Genomic DNA, 19,355 nt, shown 5'->3' on the forward strand with positions numbered 1-19,355 from the left:
TAAATATGGAGTGATAAGTCGTTAAAAAAATGGCCAATGTAAATTTATGGTAAAACATTCGTTGTTTTTTAACAAACGAGCTATAATCTCGACGTTTAAACGGGTGTTGATTTAATGATGGCAGGTTAAGGGGGCTTCTGATGGTACGTATCATCTCACTGTTTTTACTGGTTGCTGTTCTTTTATTGAGTGGCTGTGGTATTTCGAACATCGGTTCAAACTTGAGTCAGGCATTGATGAATCAAGATGATCCTGAATTGGTTAAAGCGGGGGCGCCGGCCTATTTATTGTTGGTTGATAGCTTAATTGAGGGCGACCCTGACGATAGCGATTGGTTACGCATGGGGGCGAACCTGTACACGGTTTACGCTGCGGCATTTGTCGACGATCCCGTGCGGTCACAGCGCTTATCAACACGCGCCTTTGATTATGGTCAACGAGCGCTGTGTGAAGAAGATTCCGATGGTTGCGCTTTGGTGAGCCAACCTTACGCCGCATTTAAAAATAGTTTACAAGAGATCGATGACGATGAATTGCCTGAGCTTTTTGCTATGACTACCAGTTGGCTGGTGTGGGCGCAAGCGCATCGCGATGATTGGAATGTTGTTGCGGCAGTGCCAAAGATTGAGTTGGCTCTTCAGCGTATTATTGAATTAGATGAATCGTATGAGAATGGTCGTCCTTGGTTATATTTGGGGATGTTGTATAGTTTAAGACCACCGTCGTTAGGTGGCAAACCCGACCAAGCACGAATGTGTTTTGAACGTGCTTTAGATTTAACTGGTGGAAAAGATTTAAGTGTTAAAGTGGCTTATGCACGCTATTATGCGCGCTTGGTTTATGATCGTGAATTGCACGATAGACTGCTATTTGAGGTGCGCAACGCTAATCCAAAGGTTGAAGGTTTAACCTTAATGAACACCTTGGCGCAAGACGAAGCAGAACAACTGATATTAAGTGCTGAAGAATATTTTTAATCATATTTCGGGAGTGAAGTGGATGCCGAGAATTTTTTGTTATCTGTTATGTTGTGTTGTGTTGTCTCTGCCTGTTAGCGGTTTTGCGGTGACGTTTAAGATTGCAACCATTGCCCCTGAAGGTTCGCAGTGGATGCAACAGATGCGTGCGGCTGGACTCACGATTAAGGAGCAAACAGCGGGGCGGGTGCAGTTGAAGTTTTATGGCGGCGGCGTAATGGGCAACGAGAAAAGCGTGTTGCGTAAAATGCGTGTTGGTCAGTTGCATGGTGGCGCTTTTACCGGCGGTGGCTTGAGCCAAATTTCACCCGATATGTTGCTTTACGGTTTACCGCTATTGACTGAATCTGATGCCGAGATGAATTTATTACGCCAGAAGATGGACCCCGTTTTCATCCAACTTCTTGAGAGTAAGGGGTTTGTTAGTTTCGGTTTTGCTTCAGGTGGTTATGCTAACTTGATGAGTCAATCGCCGATTCATGGTGTTGCTGACATGAAGGGGCTTAAAGTTTGGGTTCCTGAGGGTGACCGAGTTAGCTATGCGGTGATGGAATCTCTCGGATTAGCTCCTGTGACGTTGCCGTTATCGGATGTATTGACTGGATTGCAAACTGGCTTAGTTGAAGTCGTTGGAACATCCCCGCTCGGTGCGTTGGCATTTCAATGGTACACGCGAGTGAATTATATCACTCCGATGCCACTGGCCTATGTCTATGGTTCGCTGGTGATTGATAAGCGCGGTTTTAATCGTTTGTCGTCAGAAGATCAAACAGTGATGCGTGATGTACTAAGTGCCATGTATCGCAACTTTGACCAACAAAATTCTATTGATAATAATAATGCCATTCAAGCGTTACAAACGCAGGGTTTAACGATTGTTCAACCTCTTGATGGTGAATATGAGCGCTGGAGTGAAGTGGCGCAACAAGAGGCTCATAAGATGGCAGCGCAGGGACTTTACTCTCCTGAAATCTATGAGCAAATACAATCCTATTTGCAGTGTTACCGCTGTGGGCAAGTTGAGACTAAATAACGACGCATGAAACCCTTTATTCTCGCATTAGGACGATTCTTTAGTCGTGTAGAAGACCTCATTCTGGCAACATTGCTTGGCGCGATGATCGTGCTAGCCGTGTGGCAGATTGTCCAACGTAATCTGTTTGGTAATGGGTTTGTCTGGACCGATGAATTGCTCCGCTTGCTGGTGCTCTGGCTGACGATGTTTGGTTCTATCATTGCCAGTCGTAATGATCATCACATTCGTATGGATCTGTTGATCAACCTGTTGTCACCGCAGTGGCAAACGCGATTAAAGCGTGTGGTGTACCTGATAACCGCCGTGGCATGTGGTGCGTTAAGCTGGGCTTCTGCGCGTTTTGTGCTAATGGAGATCGAGTTTGATAGCCTGCTGCTCGGCTCCTATCCTGCGTGGTGGTTTCAAATTGTTTTGCCGGTTGGTTTTTTCCTTATTTCATGGCGTTACGTGTTGTTATGTGTTTGGCCTCCTGAACAGAATGATACCGCGGAGGGCTCTCCATGTTAATCATTGCAGTGTTGGGGATTATGGCACTGATGGGTGTGCCACTGTTTGTGGTCATCGCATCGGGGGCAATGTGGGGTTTCTATCAGGCTGAAATTGATCTGGCTGTGGTGTCGATTGAGTTTTATCGCATCGCTGAGATGCCAGTATTGCTGGCGATACCATTGTTTACCTTTGCTGGTTATGTTCTCAGCGAAAGCAAAGCACCCAGCCGTTTAGTCCATTTAACCCAAACCCTTATCGGTTGGATGCCGGGTGGATTAGCGATTGTCTCTTTGGCCGTTTGCGCCTTTTTTACTGCTTTTACTGGTGCTTCAGGTGTCACGATTGTTGCACTTGGTGCCCTGCTTTACCCCGCTCTGCGTGAAGGGGGATATAGTGAAAATTACTCGTTAGGTTTAGTGACCACTTCGGGTAGTTTAGGCCTTTTGTTTGCCCCCTCACTGCCGTTAATTTTATACGGCATTGTTGCGCAGCAACTCAATGTTGGCCCTTCTGTTTCGATTGATCAGCTGTTTTTAGCAGGAATTTTCCCCGGATTATTGATGTTGATTGCTTTGGGCGGTTGGAGTTGTTGGATTAATCGTCAACGTCGGCGGCCATTGTCAGAATTTTCGTGGCTTAAAGTGGGCAAGGCGTTACGCGAAGCGGTGTGGGAGCTACCTTTACCGTTTGTTGTACTAGGTGGAATCTACAGTGGCTATTTCGCGGTATCGGAAGCGGCTGCGGTAACGGCCTGTTATGTGTTTGTTGTTGAAGTGTTGATTTTACGCGAGATCCCGTTGAGAAAACTTCCTGAGGTGATGCATCGCTCGATGGTGCTCGTCGGTGGAATTTTAATTATCTTAGGGGTGTCGATGGCATCCACCAATGCCATGATTGATAGTGGAATGCCTGAACGTTTGTTTCAATTTGTGCAGAATACTGTCAGTGATCGACTTACGTTCCTGTTGTTGCTCAATCTGTTTTTACTGATGCTGGGGGCGGTTCTTGATATCTTCTCGGCATTGGTGCTTGTTGTACCACTTATTCTCCCTGTGGCTGTCGGCTATGGCATCCATCCTGTCCATCTCGGTATTATCTTTTTGGCCAATATGCAGATTGGCTATCTCACACCACCCGTTGGTATGAATCTGTTCATCGCAAGTTACCGCTTTAATCGTCCAATCACGCAGTTGTACCGCGCAACATGGCCATTTTTACTGATCTTACTGTTTTGTGTTGCCGTGATCACGTATGTACCGCAACTGTCGATGATCCTTTTGTAACTTAGGGTAAAAACGGCAGGAGGTAGAGCAGAACGGTTAAGCTGGCGGCGCTCAAAAGTGTCGTCACCATTATCGTTGATGCTACAAGGTCGGGGCGGGTATTGAAACGTAATGCGTAGAGCAGTGGCAGCACTGCCGATGGTGTACTGGTTTGTAAAATTAATATATCACGGTATAAACCATCAATATGAAGTATGTGACAGGTTCCCCACGCGACAACGGGGGCAATGACTAATCTCAGTGTGCAGGCAGCTGTCATGAATCGGATAGGGATGATCCATTGTGTCTTACTGATCTGTATGCCCAAAATGACCAACATTAGTGGAACGGCGACTTGACCAATGAGGTCGAGGGGACGCAGTAGGAATAGTGGCAACTCGATGTGAAACATATTGAAGATTAGGGCGATGATCACCGCATGGAAAATGGGGATTTTTAAACTGTTGGTAATCGCTGTTGATAGTTTTGCTTCTTTACCTTGGGCAATAACAATCGCTAAACTGCCCAATGGTAAGTTGAATAAAACAAAAATCAGTACCGCAATGGGAACCCCTTGTTCACCAAAGGCAAAGTAGCTCAGAGGTAAACCAAAGTTACCGATATTCATCATGGCGGTGGATAATGTGAAAGCTGGTTTGCATGATTCATCAATTGTCATGATACGGCAGGTGATTTTTGCCAATAGCAGCATGATGACGATATAAATCACCATAAATAATAATACGTCGAATGCATGTTCGCTATTTATGGGGTGTTTTAACAGGGCACTCAGCACCAGCGCTGGTGCGAATAAGTAGAGTGAACTGGTGGCGAGTGGTGCTTGATCAACCTTGAAAAAACGTCCCAGCCCCCAGCCACAGCCAATGATGATGAAAACTGGAACGATGATATCTATGAATAGCATGGTGATTCAATTCTGCCATAAGGCGTTAATGTCAGGATGGAACTTAGGTTGATTGTTAAAATATTGTCAATATTTGCGATGCAAATTTCATTGACAAGAGTGCGAAAATCTTGATTTAATCACATTTTGTTTTTAAATGCAGCAGCGAGTCGCTGCTGGATGTTATTTCACTCTGGGAGGATAGACCTCATGATGAATCCACTGGCTCAAGAATTAAATGAAATGTTAGCGGAAGGAAATCCGCATGTCCTTGAAATGTTATCGGACTTGGGTAAAAACCTATTTTTCCCAAAAGGTATTTTGACGCAGTCTGCCGAGGCTAAAGATAAGGCGCACCGCTTCAATGCCACGATTGGTATTGCCACTGAAAATGGTGGTCCCATGTATCTACAGTGCATTCAAGATAAATTGAGTGAGTTCGATCCGAAAGATATCTTCCCGTACGCTCCCCCTGCAGGTAAGCCTGAGTTACGTGCCATCTGGCGCGAAAAGATGTTGCGTGAGAATCCTAGTATGGTGGGTAAAGAGTTTAGCAATCCTATCGTCACCAACGCGCTGACTCACGGTTTATCTATTGTTGCCGATATGTTTATCGACAAGGGTGACCATATGGTTCTCCCTGATATGATGTGGGGTAATTATAATATTACTTTCACCACTCGTTGTGGTGCGGTGATCAAAAAATACCCAACATTTACCGTAGATGGTGGTTTTAACGTACCCGCTTTTAAGGCTGAGTTGCAAAACGTGGCCGCTGAAAAAGGGAAAGCCGTTGTCCTACTAAACTTCCCGAATAACCCAAGTGGTTACACACCATCAGTTGAAGAGGGTGATGCAATTGTTGCGGCGATTCAAGAAGTTGCTGAGGACGGTTGTAATGTTGTTGCTATTACCGATGATGCTTACTTTGGTCTGTTTTATGAAGACTCGATGAAGGAATCGTTGTACGGCAAATTGGCAAATCTACATCCACGGATTCTCGCCGTTAAGCTTGATGGTGCGACCAAAGAGGAATATGTTTGGGGCTTCCGTACAGGGTTTATCACCTTTGCTGATGGTAATAAAGAAGCGAATCCTAACGTGATTACGGCGTTGGAAAAGAAGACTATGGGGATCATTCGTGCAACGATCTCCAACTGTCCTCACCCCGGCCAAACCTTTGTTCTTGATGCATTGAGCTCTGATCAGTATCCAGCTCAAAAAGCTGAAAAGTTTGCAGTGATGAAAGGTCGTGCGCTGAAGGTTAAAGAAGTTCTTAAGGATGCTAAGTACGCTGAAGCTTGGGATTACTATCCTTTTAACTCTGGTTACTTCATGTGTTTAAAGGTGAAGAACGTTGGTGCTGAGGCATTGCGCGTTCATCTTCTCGATAAGTATGGCGTTGGTGCAATCTCGATTGGTAAAACAGATCTTCGCGTTGCCTTCTCGTGTATTGCTGAAGAAGATATTAAAGAGTTGTTTGACCTGATATATGCAGCTGTTAAAGATCTTAGCTAACCACTTTTTATGACATTGTGAAAAAAAGCCCGTCGGCTCTCGACGGGTTTTTTTGTGGTTGTGCAAAGATTGGAGTTTGAATGAAGTTTTTTCTCTGTGTTGTAGGAGTTGTTTTGATCGTTGAGGGGATGCCCTGGTTTTTATCTCCTCAAGGTTTTAAACGGATGCTGCTACAAATGTTACCCGTTCCAGAGCGAGTCTTACGTATTTTGGGGTTGTTGTTGATGTTAAGTGGTTTGGCGACCGTTTATTTGGCGATCAATTCTAACTTTTAAACGTATTGACCACAGTCGGTCGATGTAATAAACACCAGCAACGGATTTGATGATTGAATTATGTACGTAACTGATTTTGATTATGAGTTACCAGAAGAATTGATTGCTCAATACCCGACGGAGCAACGTGATGCCTCGCGGTTGATGGTGGTTGATCCACAACAGCAAACGATTGTGTCCGATCAATTTTGTCAAATTGAGGATCATTTTCAATCAGGCGATGTTTTGGTTGTTAATAATACTCGGGTTATCCCTGCGCGCCTTCTTGGTCATAAAGAGAGTGGTGGTAAGGTCGAAGTGTTTTTAGTACGAAAGCTTGATCTACCCGGTGAGTGCTGGCTATGTTTGACCAAGTCATCTAAAAATCCTCGACCCGGTACAAAGTTGCTTCTTGCTGGGAAATTAAATGCAACCGTCATTGTCGGTGGTGAATCAGGCTATCGTCATATCCGTTTTGATTATGATGGTGATTTTTTAGCGTTGCTTGATGAGGTGGGTAAGTTGCCATTGCCACCTTATATCACCCGTGATCCAGATCAAGAAGATCGTGAGCGCTATCAAACGACCTTTGCTACACACGCAGGAGCTGTTGCTGCTCCGACCGCTGGGCTTCATTTTACCCCTGAAGTGGTTGAACGGTTACAGGCCAAAGGGGTGACGATTTGCCCGCTAACATTGCATGTCGGTTTGGGAACGTTTTTACCGATTCGTGTGAATAAAGTCACTGATCACCAGATGCATGCCGAGTGTTATCATGTACCTGAATCAACGGCGCAAGTGGTTAACGATGCGAAACAGGAGGGGCGAAGGGTGGTTGCGTTGGGTACCACTGCGGCGAGGACTTTAGAGTTTGCTGTTGATGACGAAGGATGTTTGCAGGCTGGCGAAGGGATGACGGATATTTTTATTTATCCTGGTTACCGCTTTCGCATTGTCGATGCATTGGTGACAAATTTTCATCTCCCGCAATCGACCTTGTTAATGCTTGTCAGTGCTCTTGCGGGCCGCGACTTTATCCTTAACGCTTACAAGCAAGCGGTTGCAGAAAAATACCGCTTTTTTAGTTATGGTGATTGTATGTTTATCATCAATGATCAAGCCAATGGTCAACCTGAAGACCAGAGTGTCAGCGCTGATCCGATTCAACAATAAGAGGCTTACGTTTATGGCAATACCTTTTGATCTGCTTGCGACTGATCCCGATAGTTCAGCGCGTCGTGGCCGACTCCATACTGCACATGGTGTGATTGAAACACCTGTTTTTATGCCCGTGGGTACCCAGGGGACAGTTAAGGCGATGATGCCAGAGACGTTGCATGATCTGGGCGCTCAAATCATTCTCGGTAATACCTATCACCTTTTTTTACGTCCAGGGCATGAGCTGGTGAAAAAGCTCGGTGGCTTGCACACGTTTATGAACTGGTCTGGGCCTATTCTTACTGATAGCGGTGGCTTTCAGGTTTTTAGTCTGGGCAAGTTGTGTAAAATTGATGAACAAGGGGTGCGCTTTCAATCGCATCTCGATGGTTCCAAGCAGGTCATTACCCCTGAGTCGTCGATTGAAATTCAGCAAGCTTTAGGTTCCGATATCATCATGGTTTTTGATGAGTGTATTGCCTACCCGGCCACGCGTGAGTACGTAATCGATTCTACTGAGCGTTCGATGCGTTGGGCGCAACGTTGTAAAGAAGCGCACCAGCGCGATGATGGCAGTGCCTTATTTGGTATCGTTCAAGGCGGTATGCATGAGGATTTGCGACGTAAAAGTGCTGAAGATCTCATTGACATCGGTTTTGATGGTTACGCGATTGGTGGCTTATCGGTGGGTGAGAAGGCTGAAGTGATGTATGAGGTGATGGATTACACCTTGCCGCACCTTCCGCAAGATCGACCTCGCTATGTCATGGGCGTTGGTACCCCGGAGAATTTGATTGAGGGTGTGCGTCGTGGTGTTGACATGTTTGACTGTGTTATGCCGACGCGCAATGCTCGAAATGGCGTTCTTTTTACCAGCTTTGGTAAAATCAGTATCAAACAGGCACGCTATATTGATGATCCATTACCGATAGATCCCGATTGTGATTGTTATGTGTGTCGCAACTACAGTCGTGCATATTTGCGCCATCTGTATCAAAGTAATGAGATTTTATCGTCAGTTTTGAATACTACCCACAATCTTCATTATTATGTCACGCTGATGGCACAAATGCGTGAAGCCATTAGTGACGGTAATTTTAGCACTTTTTATAAAGAGTTTTACCAAAAGCGCCAAAGTGGTGTAGAACTTGAAAGTTAGAGCGCAACGCGCTATAAGATGTAGCTTAGATTAAGTTAGTTTTTATTTGTCGTAATGACACAATCACCATAAAAGGAGAATTTGAAAATGGTTTCAGAAGCATACGCAATGGCAGGTCAAGCTGCAGCTGGTGGTAAGCAAGGCTACGAGGGGATCATCATGTTGGTGATCATGTTTGCAATTTTTTACTTATTGCTGATTCGTCCTCAACAGAAGCGCGCAAAACAACATCGTCAGTTGCTTGATGCACTGACATCAGGTGATCAAGTTGTTACTGCTGGTGGTCTTCACGGTCGTATTGTAACGGTTCAAGAGAACGTCGTCACGATTGAGATCGACAAAGGTGTTAAAGTTAAATTAAATCGTGCTTCTGTTACTGCAACAAAAGAAGAAGCATAGTTTATATCCTATGAAAAGCCCACACAACGTGGGCTTTTCTCTTATCTGTAACTTGGTCAAAGGGAGTAGATATCGGTATGTCGAACAGCATTAAATTGCGCGGATTGCTGGTTCTTTTTTGTCTGATTATCTCGGTGGGCTCACTGGCTCCGACGTTTATGAAAGACAGTTTGCCAAACTGGTGGCAAGAAGCATTCGATCCAATCCATTTAGGATTGGACCTTCAAGGTGGTATGCACCTTGTTTTGGGTGTTGAGGTCGATAAAGCCGTTGAAAGTCGTCTTGACAGCGTTGTAGATCAAACTGAATCGTTATTACGAGATGAGGATGTGATCTTCAAGCGGATTGAGCGCCTTGATGGTGATCGTATGGCGATCACTGTTTATGATGCTGAAGCTGGTGCTGAAGTAGATGCATTGATTCAGGAAAAATTTTCTTCCCTTGAACCGATGACATTAGGTACAGACGGTGGTTATATTCAGAAAAATTACCGTTTTAGTGATAGCGAAATTAGCAACATTAAGGACTACGCTGTTCGTCAAGCTCTTGAAACAATGCGTAATCGTGTTGACCAATTTGGTGTCAGTGAGCCTGTATTGCAACGTCAATCGGATAACCGAATTCTTATTCAATTACCCGGTGTTAAAGATCCACAACGTGCTATTGATCTGTTGGGTAAAACAGCGCGACTTGAATTCAACATGGTTGATGAGTCTGTGGACCCTGAGCAAGCTGTTCTGGGGGTATTGCCCGCAGGGAGAAAGCTCCTTTATGAGCGTCGTGTTGATCCACGTACCAATGTTGTCACCGAGATCCCTTTAGTGGTGTTTGAAAAAACAGCTTTAACAGGTGATTTGCTGGCTGATGCTCAGGTACGTATTGATACCCGTTTTAACGAGCCGTATGTTGCCATTGATTTTAATGCTGTCGGCGCACAACGTTTTGATCAGGTTACTGCAGCGAATGTTGGTAAGCGGATGGCGATTGTTCTTGATGATACCATCTATTCTGCTCCAAATATCCGTGAGCGTATCTCGGGTGGTAGTGCTCAAATTAGTGGTTCGTTTTCTGAGCAAGAAGCAACAGATTTAGCGATTATCCTTCGCGCAGGTTCGTTGCCAGCTCCTGTTAAGATCCTCGAAGACCGGACCGTTGGACCCTCTTTGGGACATGATTCGATCGATCGCGGCATAAACTCTGTGTTGATTGGAGCAGCTCTTGTTGTTTTGATGATGCTTGTCTATTACCGTGGCGCAGGATTGGTTGCGAATGTCGCGTTGTTGCTTAACTTGTTTTTCATCATGGCAATGTTATCAATGTTCAAGGCAACCTTAACCTTACCCGGTCTAGCAGGGATCGTGTTAACGGTTGGTATGGCTGTTGATGCAAACGTGCTTATCTTTGAGCGTGTTCGTGAAGAACTTCGTCATGGTAAATCGGCACGAGTTGCGATTGATTCTGGATTTGCTAAGGCATTTATTACGATTATTGATGCGAATGTCACCACGCTTATTGCGGCTCTCGTATTGTTCCAGTTTGGTACTGGGCCAGTTAAAGGCTTTGCTGTAACGTTATCGGTGGGAATCATCGCTTCTATGTTTACCGCAATATTCGTATCTCGATTGATTTTTGATCTATTCCTTGATGGCCGTCAGGTCAAAAAGTTGAGTATCTAGGAGATTTTGATGCAGCTTATTAAACCTGATGTCAATATAGATTTTATTGGTAAACGAAATGTAGCCTTTATTCTTTCAGCAATCCTGATCCTCGTTGGGATGGTTTCCCTTGTCGTTAAAGGCGGACCAAATTACGGTGTTGATTTTGCTGGTGGAACACTTGTGCAACTACAGTTTGCTGAAAATACAACAGCAGAACAAATTAAAAAGGTATTGATCCCTGAGCCATTAACTGCAGCGACTGTGCAGCAATTTGGTGATGAGCCCAATGAGTTTTTGATTCGTACTCAAGAAACTGAGACGGACCTACAGGGATTACGTGGCAAGATTTTGCAATCTCTTGGTGAACATTATGGTGCTGAAAATGTTGATATGCGCCGTATTGAGATGGTTGGCCCGCAAGTTGGTGAAGAGTTACGCACACAGGGCGTTATGGCAATTCTCTACGCAATGATCGGTATTCTGGTCTATGTTACCTGGCGTTTTGAATTCCGTTTCGCAGTCGGTGCGATTGTTGCTTTGTTACACGATGTACTGCTTACATTGGGTGCTTTCTCGTTGTTTGGTAAAGAGATCGATTTGCCAATTATTGCGGCTTTTTTGGCGATTATTGGTTACTCATTGAACGATACGATTATTGTTTATGACCGTATCCGTGAAAACATGGGCAAGCACATCGATTCTGGATTTGCCTTTACGGTAAACCGCAGTATTAATGAAACACTGTCTCGTACCATTCTTACCTCAACGACGACATTGCTGGTTGTATTAGCGCTGTTTATTTTTGGTGGTGGCGTGATCCACAACTTTGCTTTTGCATTGTTGATTGGCGTCTTGGTCGGAACTTACTCTTCGATCTTTGTGGCGAGCCCTTTACTGATTTTGTGGGATTCACGTAAAAATAAATCTCCTTCGGCACAATAGAGACTGACAATGAGAGGTCACGCTGATGAAAAATAAAGAATTATGGTTGATCGCTGGTGTTGCATTCGTTGCTGGACTGCTCGTAGGTTTAGTGATTGGTGATGCCAAGAAAAATCAGACGGTTCAGGTCACAGGGCAAGCGGTTTCGGCTCAGCAAACAATACCTAACAACGGTCAGCTTGATCTTCTCAATAGCCTCGTTGCAAAAGAACCAAATAACTTTAACGCTTGGGTTCAATTAGCGCACCACCATTTTGATGCCAACCAGCCTATGGAGGCTGTTAAGGCCTACAGTAAAGCGTTAGAGTTACATCCCAATGATGCTGATCTTCTTACGGATCAAGGGGTGATGTTTCGTCGATTAGGTTGGTTTGATCGTGCTGTTGAAAATTTCAGACATGCGGCCGATGTTGATCCGAATCATATTCATAGTTTGTATAATCTCGGTATTGTTTATCGTTATGATCTAAATGATTCTCCCAAAGCTATCGATGCATGGACTCGTTATCTGCAACGTGATCCTCAGGGGGAAAGTGCCGAGAGCGTTCAAAGAGAACTTGATCAAATGCGTGTTGGTGTTGATACACGGCTTCCAAATTGATCCAGTAGTTTACATGACAGATGATTAAAATAAGGCCGGTTTTCCGGCCTTATTTTGTTTGGTGTAGGGGGAATGATGCAACCAGTTCTAAAGCAACGATGGTCGGAGAGAACGATTGCTGATGGTGTTGATGTCACAGCGTGGACGGCAACCTTACAACGTTCCCCGCTGGTGTGTCATCTGTTGGCCTTACGCGGCATTGCAAGCTGTGATGAAGCCAGCTCTTTTTTAACCGGATCATTGACATCGTTGCCCGATCCCTTCCTGCTTGCGGGGATGGAACAGGCTGTCTCACGTCTCGTTATTGCGATTGAAACAGGCGAGCGGATTGCCGTTCATGGCGATTACGATGTCGATGGCATTACTGGTACAGCGATGCTTGTTGAAGCCTTGACGCTTTTCGGTGCTGAGGTTGACTACCATATCCCATTGCGGATGCGGGATGGCTATGGCTTGTCAGAACAAGCGATCCGTCAAGCTGGTGAAGATAACGTCGCCTTGTTGGTGTCTGTTGATTGTGGTATTACCGCCATTGATGAAGCCGCACTTGCTTCTAAATTAGATATCGATTTAATCATCACAGATCATCATCAACCGTTAGACACCTTACCCGTTGCCCTCTCTTGTATCGACCCTCACTTGCCTGATTGCCACTATCCTGATAAGCGTTTAGCTGGGGTTGGTGTTGCATTTATGCTGATGATCGCCCTACGTAGCCGTCTTCGTCAGTTAGGGCAATGTCCCAAACCTGAACCTGATATTCGCTATCTACTCGATTTAGTGGCCATGGGTACGATTGCTGACCTTGTGCCGTTGCATGGCGTTAATCGAGTGTTAGTACAGGCTGGATTGCGCTTGTTGGACCGTGGCGAGCGAATAGGGGTGAAAGCTCTTAAGGGTGTTGCCGATGTTCAACGGATGAGTGCTGGTGTTGTTGGTTTCAAATTGGGCCCTCGGCTCAACGCTGCGGGGCGTTTGGAAGATGCTGCCTTGGGTGTTGAGTTGCTGCTCAGTCGTGAAGAGCACCATGCCAATTGTTTAGCTGAAGCGCTAAATGGCTTCAATGGTCAACGACAAACTATTGAACGTCAGGTCTTAGAACAAGCGCTAGAGCGAGTTACTAACGAACTTCTAGATGAACAGCGGACGATTGTATTAGCTGATTCGCGTTGGCATGCTGGGGTGATTGGCATTGTCGCGAGTCGATTGGTTGAACGATTTCACCGTCCAGTAGTGTTGATCGCACTGGATAATGGTTGTGGTAAAGGTTCAGCTCGTTCCATACGCGGTTTTCATCTTTTTAAAGGGTTTCAACACTGTGGGCAACATCTGCTCGGTTATGGTGGTCATCAATATGCTGCGGGGTTATCAATTGATCAGGCCTCGATAGAATTGTTTTCTGCTGTATTTGAGCAGTATGCTCAACGTGAATTGGCCGAAGAGGATATGATCCCTGTTCGCCATTATGATGCAGAGGTGTTACTCGAGGATATTGAACGAACGTTATATGATGAGATTCAGGCACTCGCACCCTTTGGTAATGGTAATCCTGAGCCGTTGTTGGTGTGTCGTGGTGTGCGGGCACAAAAGGCATCCGTTGTGGCTGATAAGCATGTGCGTATGTCGGTTCAGCAAGATGGCTATAGCCATCCGTGTATCGCTTTTGGCCTTGCAGAACGTTTCGCTGAGCTCAGTGAACCTGTTGATATACTGTTTACTCTATCGCTAAACTGTTGGCGTGGCCGTGAGACGTTACAATTGCAAATAAAGGATTTTGTCTGCAGCGGCTCTCACTAGGGGATTCACTCTACATTGTTAATCACGAGTCGATAGGATAAGGAATAGGCCAAATAGCAAAAAGATGATGTTAGCTGACCATGCTGCAATAAATGGTGGCAGTGTACCTGAGTAGCCTAAAGCAATGAGCGTTGATTGAACAATGAAGAATGCCACGCCAATAAGGACACTAATTGAGATACCAAGGGCCAAATTAACATTACGGCTTTTTTGTAATGCAAAAGGGATCGCGACAAAGGCCATAATAAGACACGCTAACGGGGTTGCTAGGCGCGAAAACATATCAACTCGGTAACGGGTTACATCTAAACCCTCTTTTTTCATGCGACGGCTCAGGTGGCGTAGTTGAGAAAAATTAAGCTCTTCATTCTTTCCTGTACTGGTGCCAAAGTCTTCGGGTGTCTTACTTAATGGAAGAAGTAAATCTGTGCTGATGTTTTCAGCAGTTAGCTGGCGAGTTGTTGTTGAAAATTGACGTACTGTGGCAGAGGTTGATCTCCAACTTTCGTCACGGTAAATCACATCAACGGCATCAATTCTGTTGGTGATCTGTAATTGTTGATCGAATTGATACATGCTTACACCGTGAAGTTGTTTCTTATCGGCGATAACTAGATCGATATGGTAAAGCGCGTCATTGTCTCTAAACCAGACATTATCACGTTTCGTCAGAGTGGTTGTCTTGCCTTTAACCTCTGTTCGTAAAATATGATTTGCAGTCTGGGTTCCTGCTGGCACCAGATATTCATTGATGGCAAAGTTTACTCCAGAGAGGACCGTTGCAGCGACGAGTAGTGGGGTGATGATTTTAAAAAGACTGATTCCGCCAGCGCGAATGGCCGTCAGCTCGTTGCTCTTGGTTAAGCCACCCAATGTAAGAAAAACACCCATCAAAATTGTTAAAGGTAGTACTTGAGAGATGATGAGCGGTGTTTTACAGGCGAAATATGTGAAGTAGTACTGTGCCGCAGCTTGGTGTTCAAGGAAGTCATCCACTTTTTCAAAAAAATCTACCAATAGATATATCCCGACAAATGCTGCAAGGGATAAACTGGTGATTTTTATAAATGTACTGAGTATGTAGCGATTGATAAGTGTCACAGAATTATTTTTTCCCAGAAAAATAGCGAACTATTATTTTGTCCATAACCCTTGTCACCAACTGATGCCCTGGTAACTCTTGTTCTTTGGCTGCGAAATATAGCAGACTCATGCTGAACAAAAAGAACACAACAGTGGGACTCAACATGGTGACGAGAAGTGGCCATCCATTTTCTATGACCATTGTTTTACTCATTGAAAGTAACAGGTAATAGGTTAAGAAAACAAATAGCGCAACAGCAAAACCACCACCTTTGTTCGAGCGATGGGAGCGAATTCCTAGCGGTATGGCGATAAGTGAAAAAATAAGTGGTGACAAAGGTAAAATGGTTCTCTCTAAAAGCTCGACTGTATAGTCTAATTTTTTTTCTTCGTCGGGCTGTTCTATCCGTTCTAATAATTGTGCTGTGGTCATCTCTTGCGCCTTAAGGGCTTTCACGTTCCCCTTACTCGATTGATCAGAAAGAGACAGGTTGATGTCGTAACGGTCAAAATGAACAAGTTGATAGCTGTCTTTATCTTTTTGTTGTTGAAGTCGATGAATGGAACCTTGTTCCAGGTGCATCAACAGTTTACCACCCTCTTTGTCTGGATAGATCAAGCCTTGACGGGCCGTAATGACCGATGGTGTTTCTCCCATGCGATTATCTGAGATAAATACACCTGATAATTGGCCTGTCTTAGGTTCGACGTTATTAGCGTAAAGAACCAATCCGTCAATCTCTTCATTGAATATTTGTGGGGTGATGGCAACGGTTGCTTTACTGTACGCCATGTCAATTAACTGTTTGCGCAAGTTGGCACGACCATAGGGCTCACCGTAAAGGGTCAAACCCGCAGTAAATAAACAAACAAAGAGTGAGAGAATGATTACGGGTTGGGCGAGGTGGTATAAGCTTAACCCTGCCGCCTTCATGGCAACAATTTCACTGTCAGCGGATAGACGACCAAATGCAATGATGATCGCCAATAGAAATGATAGTGGCACCGTGATGACAAAAAAAGAGGGCATTAACGATGCAAAGACACTGAAAATTTCTGTAAACGGTACGCCTTTATCTACAATCAGTTCAATTAGCTTTAATAAGCGGCTAAGTAAGAGAACGAATGTAAAGAGAATAATCCCCAAAATAAAGGGGGTTATTACTTCGCGGGCTATATATTTTTTAATTCGATAAGATGTCATAACGGGCGGATGGTAGTACAGATCGTATGTAAATGTAAACCGCTGCTTTCTTTTTCCTTGCGAAGCCTATGGGGCTATGTTATCAAGGCGCCATATGTCAACAATGACACACGTTCCCATGTGCCGAAGTGTGGTGTCCACATTGGGTGGATTACGACGGTATAGCATGCTTAATATTGGGAGCGGACGATTAACCACAGTGAGAGGAAAGAAAAATGCCTAAGATTACTATGAAACAACTGCTCGAAGCGGGTGTACACTTCGGTCACCAGACCAAGCGTTGGAACCCAAAAATGAAGCCTTATATTTTTGGTGCTCGTAACGGGATCTATATTATTGATCTACAAAAAACGGTTCGCTATTTCCGTTCTGCTTGTAACTTCATTAAAGGTGTTGCTGAGAATGGCGATAGCATCCTTTTTGTTGGCACAAAAAAACAAGCTCAAGACACGATTCGTGAAGAAGCACTACGTTCTGGCCAATTTTTTGTTAACAACCGCTGGTTAGGTGGCATGCTGACAAACTTTGCTACAATTAAAGGCAGCATCGATCGTCTCAAGAAAATTGAAGCGATGGCCGAAGATGGAACCTTTGAATTGTTGACTAAAAAAGAGTGTCTCCAACTTGAGCGTCAAAGAGTTAAGCTTGAGAAAAACCTTGGTGGTATCAAGGGGATGACAAAACTTCCTGGTGCAATGTTCGTAATCGATCCAAAAAAAGAAGCGATTGCAGTTTGCGAAGCGAAGAAGCTTGGTATTCCTGTTGTTGCTGTCGTTGATACTAACTGCGATCCTGACGAAATTGATCACATTATCCCCGGTAATGATGATGCGATTCGTGCGATCCGTCTCTTTGTTTCAAGCATGGCTGAAGCGACACTTGAGGGAACTCAAGCTCGTGAAGCGGCATTGGCAACTGATAACGAGGGTGCTGACGTAGCACCTAAAGTTGAGGCTGCACCTAAGGTTGAGGCTGCACCTAAAGTTGAGGCTGCACCTAAAGTTGAGGCTGCACCTAAAGTTGAGGCTGCACCTAAAGTTGAGGCTGCACCTAAAGTTGAGGCTGCACCTAAGGTTGAGGATGCACCTAAAGTTGAGGCTGCACCTAAAGAGGCTTAATACGGCGAGTTCATTGTAAGGTTAAAAGCGACCACTTTGCTGGTCGCTTTTTTCGCGTTTACAGTGGTTCACTTTTGATTTGAATAAATGACAATGGCTCATTTACGGATGAGCAGGTAGGGAGATAAAGATCATGGCTAAAATTACAGCTTCAATGGTTGCTGAGCTTCGTGGCAAAACTGGCGCAGGGATGATGGATTGCAAAAAGGCATTAGTTGAAACTGACGGTAATATCGACGATGCTGTTGATTTCTTGCGTAAAAAAGGTTTGTCTGCTGCGGCTAAAAAGTCTAGCCGTGTTGCTGCTGAAGGTTCTATCGCAGCGGCTGGTTCTGACACAGTTGGTGTAATTGTTGAAGTTAACGCTGAAACAGACTTTGTTGCTAAGAACGCTGAATTTTGTGGTTTTGCTGCTGGTGTTGCTCAGGTTGTTGCTGAAGCAGCTCCTGTTGACATGGATGCGCTACAACAAGAAGCATTTCCTAACACAGGTCGCACTGTTGCAGAAGAATTGACTCATCAAATTGCAACAATTGGTGAGAACATCAATATTCGTCGTTTTGCTCGTCATGCAGTAACGACTGGTGTTGTTGAATCTTATGTTCATGGTGGCGGTAAAATTGGTGTTGTTCTTGAACTGACAACTGAAAAGCCTAACGATGCTGTTGCAACCACTGCACGTCAATTGGCAATGCATGTCGCTGCAGCTTCACCACAGTACTTGTGTCGTGATGAGGTTCCTGCTGATGTTGTAGCAAAAGAAAAAGATATCATGCGTGCTAAAGCTCTTGAGAGTGGCAAGCCTGAGAATATTGTTGACAAGATTATCGCTGGTCAAATCAATAAGTTCTTTGGTGAGATCTGCCTGATCGAGCAATCATTTGTGATTGATCCTGATCAAAAGATCAATAAGGTTCTGGAGAATCTAGGCAAAGAGATCGGTTCTGAAGTGACATTGACCGGATATACTCGTTACATGCTTGGTGAGGGTATTGAAAAACGTGTTGACGATTTCGCTGCTGAGGTTGCTTCACTTACTAAATAATTATATATAGAAAGTAGGATGACTATGACTGCTGCTAAACCCGCATATCGTAAGATATTACTCAAGCTCAGTGGTGAAGCCTTAGCTGGTGATAATGGCTATGGTATCGACCCAGAGATAATTACCGGAATTGCTGGTGAGATTAGTGATGTTGTAGCATTAGGTGTCCAAGTCTCTTTGGTGATCGGTGGTGGTAATATCTTTCGTGGGTTAGCAGCATCTTCAGCCGGTATGGATCGAGCTAGTGCGGATTATATGGGGATGTTGGCAACAGTAATGAATAGCCTTGCTTTGCAAGATGCTCTAGAAACTGTTGGCGTTAAAACTCGTGTTCAATCGGCAATTGAAATGCGTGAAATTGCTGAGCCTTATATCCGCCGCCGTGCCGTACGTCATCTTGAAAAAGGTCGTGTCGTCATCTTTGCTGCCGGAACGGGTAATCCATATTTTACGACCGATACCGCAGCGAGCCTACGAGCAATGGAAATTGGCGCTGAAGTTATTCTTAAGGCTACCAAGGTTGATGGTGTCTATAATGCTGATCCAGCTAAAGATCCTACCGCGGTCAAGTTTGATTCATTGACATACTTAGATGTGCTACAAAAAGGGTTACAAGTGATGGATGCAACAGCTACATCATTGTGCATGGATAATGACCTCCCCATTATCGTTTTCAATATGACCCAGCCGGGCAACATAGTGAAGGTCGTTATGGGGGAATCAATCGGTACAGTCGTCAAAGGAGAATAAT

At 44.7% G+C, this 19,355-nt stretch carries 19 protein-coding genes; 16 read left to right on the top strand and 3 right to left on the bottom strand.

Annotated elements, in window-relative coordinates; genetic code table 11:
- Nucleotides 1-140: 140 nt before the first annotated feature.
- The 4 genes from ACZ5KY_RS09940 to ACZ5KY_RS09955 are packed head-to-tail and all read left to right on the top strand — an operon-like array spanning nucleotide 141 to nucleotide 3,785.
- Nucleotides 141-977, top strand: coding sequence for a TRAP transporter TatT component family protein (locus ACZ5KY_RS09940; protein ID WP_464243742.1), 837 nt, complete (start codon nucleotides 141-143; stop codon nucleotides 975-977).
- Nucleotides 978-999: 22 nt separating this feature from the next.
- Nucleotides 1,000-2,010: a TRAP transporter substrate-binding protein gene (locus tag ACZ5KY_RS09945; RefSeq protein WP_464243743.1), complete on the top strand. Its 1,011-nt coding sequence runs from the start codon at nucleotides 1,000-1,002 to the stop codon at nucleotides 2,008-2,010.
- A 6-nt stretch (nucleotides 2,011-2,016) separates the two neighbouring features.
- A complete protein-coding gene (locus tag ACZ5KY_RS09950; RefSeq protein ID WP_464243744.1) occupies nucleotides 2,017-2,520 on the top strand; it encodes a TRAP transporter small permease in 504 nt (167 codons plus the stop codon).
- Nucleotides 2,514-3,785, top strand: coding sequence for a TRAP transporter large permease (locus tag ACZ5KY_RS09955; protein ID WP_464243745.1), 1,272 nt, complete (start codon nucleotides 2,514-2,516; stop codon nucleotides 3,783-3,785). The genes ACZ5KY_RS09950 and ACZ5KY_RS09955 overlap by 7 nt, the downstream gene beginning before the upstream one ends.
- A gap of 1 nt (nucleotide 3,786) precedes the next feature.
- On the opposite strand, the gene ACZ5KY_RS09960 is transcribed toward ACZ5KY_RS09955, so the two are convergent.
- Nucleotides 3,787-4,689 carry an AEC family transporter gene (locus ACZ5KY_RS09960; protein ID WP_464243746.1) on the bottom strand — a complete coding sequence of 301 codons (903 nt, stop codon included), beginning with the start codon at nucleotides 4,687-4,689 and terminating at the stop codon, nucleotides 3,787-3,789.
- A 192-nt stretch (nucleotides 4,690-4,881) separates the two neighbouring features.
- Here ACZ5KY_RS09960 and ACZ5KY_RS09965 point away from each other — a divergent pair, with 192 nt between their 5' ends.
- From ACZ5KY_RS09965 to recJ, 9 genes are all read left to right on the top strand, one after another.
- Entirely contained in the window at nucleotides 4,882-6,186 is a 1,305-nt protein-coding gene (locus ACZ5KY_RS09965; protein WP_464244654.1) for an aminotransferase class I/II-fold pyridoxal phosphate-dependent enzyme, read from the top strand.
- A gap of 80 nt (nucleotides 6,187-6,266) precedes the next feature.
- Entirely contained in the window at nucleotides 6,267-6,461 is a 195-nt protein-coding gene (locus ACZ5KY_RS09970; protein ID WP_464243747.1) for a DUF2065 domain-containing protein, read from the top strand.
- 60 nt (nucleotides 6,462-6,521) lie between these two features.
- Nucleotides 6,522-7,613, top strand: coding sequence for a tRNA preQ1(34) S-adenosylmethionine ribosyltransferase-isomerase QueA (gene queA, locus ACZ5KY_RS09975; protein WP_464243748.1), 1,092 nt, complete (start codon nucleotides 6,522-6,524; stop codon nucleotides 7,611-7,613).
- Nucleotides 7,614-7,626: 13 nt separating this feature from the next.
- The gene (tgt, locus tag ACZ5KY_RS09980; RefSeq protein ID WP_464243749.1) at nucleotides 7,627-8,757 is read left to right on the top strand and encodes a tRNA guanosine(34) transglycosylase Tgt; all 1,131 of its coding nucleotides are present in this window, start codon (nucleotides 7,627-7,629) and stop codon (nucleotides 8,755-8,757) included.
- Nucleotides 8,758-8,844: 87 nt separating this feature from the next.
- A complete protein-coding gene (gene yajC, locus ACZ5KY_RS09985; RefSeq protein ID WP_464243750.1) occupies nucleotides 8,845-9,156 on the top strand; it encodes a preprotein translocase subunit YajC in 312 nt (103 codons plus the stop codon).
- 77 nt (nucleotides 9,157-9,233) lie between these two features.
- Nucleotides 9,234-10,832, top strand: a complete 1,599-nt coding sequence (gene secD, locus ACZ5KY_RS09990) for a protein translocase subunit SecD (protein ID WP_464243751.1) — start codon at nucleotides 9,234-9,236, stop codon at nucleotides 10,830-10,832.
- 9 nt (nucleotides 10,833-10,841) lie between these two features.
- Entirely contained in the window at nucleotides 10,842-11,756 is a 915-nt protein-coding gene (gene secF, locus ACZ5KY_RS09995) for a protein translocase subunit SecF (protein WP_464243752.1), read from the top strand.
- A 25-nt stretch (nucleotides 11,757-11,781) separates the two neighbouring features.
- Nucleotides 11,782-12,357, top strand: a complete 576-nt coding sequence (locus ACZ5KY_RS10000; protein WP_464243753.1) for a tetratricopeptide repeat protein — start codon at nucleotides 11,782-11,784, stop codon at nucleotides 12,355-12,357.
- Between the two features lie 72 nt (nucleotides 12,358-12,429).
- Nucleotides 12,430-14,154, top strand: a complete 1,725-nt coding sequence (gene recJ / locus ACZ5KY_RS10005; RefSeq protein ID WP_464243754.1) for a single-stranded-DNA-specific exonuclease RecJ — start codon at nucleotides 12,430-12,432, stop codon at nucleotides 14,152-14,154.
- A gap of 18 nt (nucleotides 14,155-14,172) precedes the next feature.
- Here the strand turns inward: recJ and lptG are convergent, their stop codons facing one another.
- On the bottom strand, nucleotides 14,173-15,255 hold the full coding sequence (lptG, locus tag ACZ5KY_RS10010; RefSeq protein ID WP_464243755.1) for an LPS export ABC transporter permease LptG: 1,083 nt from the start codon (nucleotides 15,253-15,255) through the stop codon (nucleotides 14,173-14,175).
- A 4-nt stretch (nucleotides 15,256-15,259) separates the two neighbouring features.
- Nucleotides 15,260-16,441, bottom strand: a complete 1,182-nt coding sequence (gene lptF / locus ACZ5KY_RS10015; protein ID WP_464243756.1) for an LPS export ABC transporter permease LptF — start codon at nucleotides 16,439-16,441, stop codon at nucleotides 15,260-15,262.
- 215 nt (nucleotides 16,442-16,656) lie between these two features.
- Between lptF and rpsB the strand changes: the two genes are divergently transcribed.
- The 3 genes from rpsB (at nucleotide 16,657) to pyrH (ending at nucleotide 19,354) form a co-directional block, all read left to right on the top strand.
- Nucleotides 16,657-17,559, top strand: a complete 903-nt coding sequence (rpsB, locus tag ACZ5KY_RS10020) for a 30S ribosomal protein S2 (protein WP_464243757.1) — start codon at nucleotides 16,657-16,659, stop codon at nucleotides 17,557-17,559.
- Between the two features lie 133 nt (nucleotides 17,560-17,692).
- A complete protein-coding gene (gene tsf, locus ACZ5KY_RS10025) occupies nucleotides 17,693-18,604 on the top strand; it encodes a translation elongation factor Ts (protein WP_464243758.1) in 912 nt (303 codons plus the stop codon).
- A gap of 24 nt (nucleotides 18,605-18,628) precedes the next feature.
- The gene (pyrH, locus tag ACZ5KY_RS10030) at nucleotides 18,629-19,354 is read left to right on the top strand and encodes a UMP kinase (RefSeq protein WP_464243759.1); all 726 of its coding nucleotides are present in this window, start codon (nucleotides 18,629-18,631) and stop codon (nucleotides 19,352-19,354) included.
- Nucleotide 19,355 lies beyond the last annotated feature (1 nt).

Source organism: Desulfuromonas svalbardensis, assembly GCF_055389415.1.

Coding starts and splice junctions, on each gene's coding strand:
- ACZ5KY_RS09940 (WP_464243742.1), top strand. CDS start 141: ATGGTACGTATCATCTCACTGTTTTTACTGGTTGCTGTTCTTTTATTG.
- ACZ5KY_RS09945 (WP_464243743.1), top strand. CDS start 1,000: ATGCCGAGAATTTTTTGTTATCTGTTATGTTGTGTTGTGTTGTCTCTG.
- ACZ5KY_RS09950 (WP_464243744.1), top strand. CDS start 2,017: ATGAAACCCTTTATTCTCGCATTAGGACGATTCTTTAGTCGTGTAGAA.
- ACZ5KY_RS09955 (WP_464243745.1), top strand. CDS start 2,514: ATGTTAATCATTGCAGTGTTGGGGATTATGGCACTGATGGGTGTGCCA.
- ACZ5KY_RS09960 (WP_464243746.1), bottom strand. CDS start 4,689: ATGCTATTCATAGATATCATCGTTCCAGTTTTCATCATCATTGGCTGT.
- ACZ5KY_RS09965 (WP_464244654.1), top strand. CDS start 4,882: ATGAATCCACTGGCTCAAGAATTAAATGAAATGTTAGCGGAAGGAAAT.
- ACZ5KY_RS09970 (WP_464243747.1), top strand. CDS start 6,267: ATGAAGTTTTTTCTCTGTGTTGTAGGAGTTGTTTTGATCGTTGAGGGG.
- queA (WP_464243748.1), top strand. CDS start 6,522: ATGTACGTAACTGATTTTGATTATGAGTTACCAGAAGAATTGATTGCT.
- tgt (WP_464243749.1), top strand. CDS start 7,627: ATGGCAATACCTTTTGATCTGCTTGCGACTGATCCCGATAGTTCAGCG.
- yajC (WP_464243750.1), top strand. CDS start 8,845: ATGGTTTCAGAAGCATACGCAATGGCAGGTCAAGCTGCAGCTGGTGGT.
- secD (WP_464243751.1), top strand. CDS start 9,234: ATGTCGAACAGCATTAAATTGCGCGGATTGCTGGTTCTTTTTTGTCTG.
- secF (WP_464243752.1), top strand. CDS start 10,842: ATGCAGCTTATTAAACCTGATGTCAATATAGATTTTATTGGTAAACGA.
- ACZ5KY_RS10000 (WP_464243753.1), top strand. CDS start 11,782: ATGAAAAATAAAGAATTATGGTTGATCGCTGGTGTTGCATTCGTTGCT.
- recJ (WP_464243754.1), top strand. CDS start 12,430: ATGATGCAACCAGTTCTAAAGCAACGATGGTCGGAGAGAACGATTGCT.
- lptF (WP_464243756.1), bottom strand. CDS start 16,441: ATGACATCTTATCGAATTAAAAAATATATAGCCCGCGAAGTAATAACC.
- rpsB (WP_464243757.1), top strand. CDS start 16,657: ATGCCTAAGATTACTATGAAACAACTGCTCGAAGCGGGTGTACACTTC.
- tsf (WP_464243758.1), top strand. CDS start 17,693: ATGGCTAAAATTACAGCTTCAATGGTTGCTGAGCTTCGTGGCAAAACT.
- pyrH (WP_464243759.1), top strand. CDS start 18,629: ATGACTGCTGCTAAACCCGCATATCGTAAGATATTACTCAAGCTCAGT.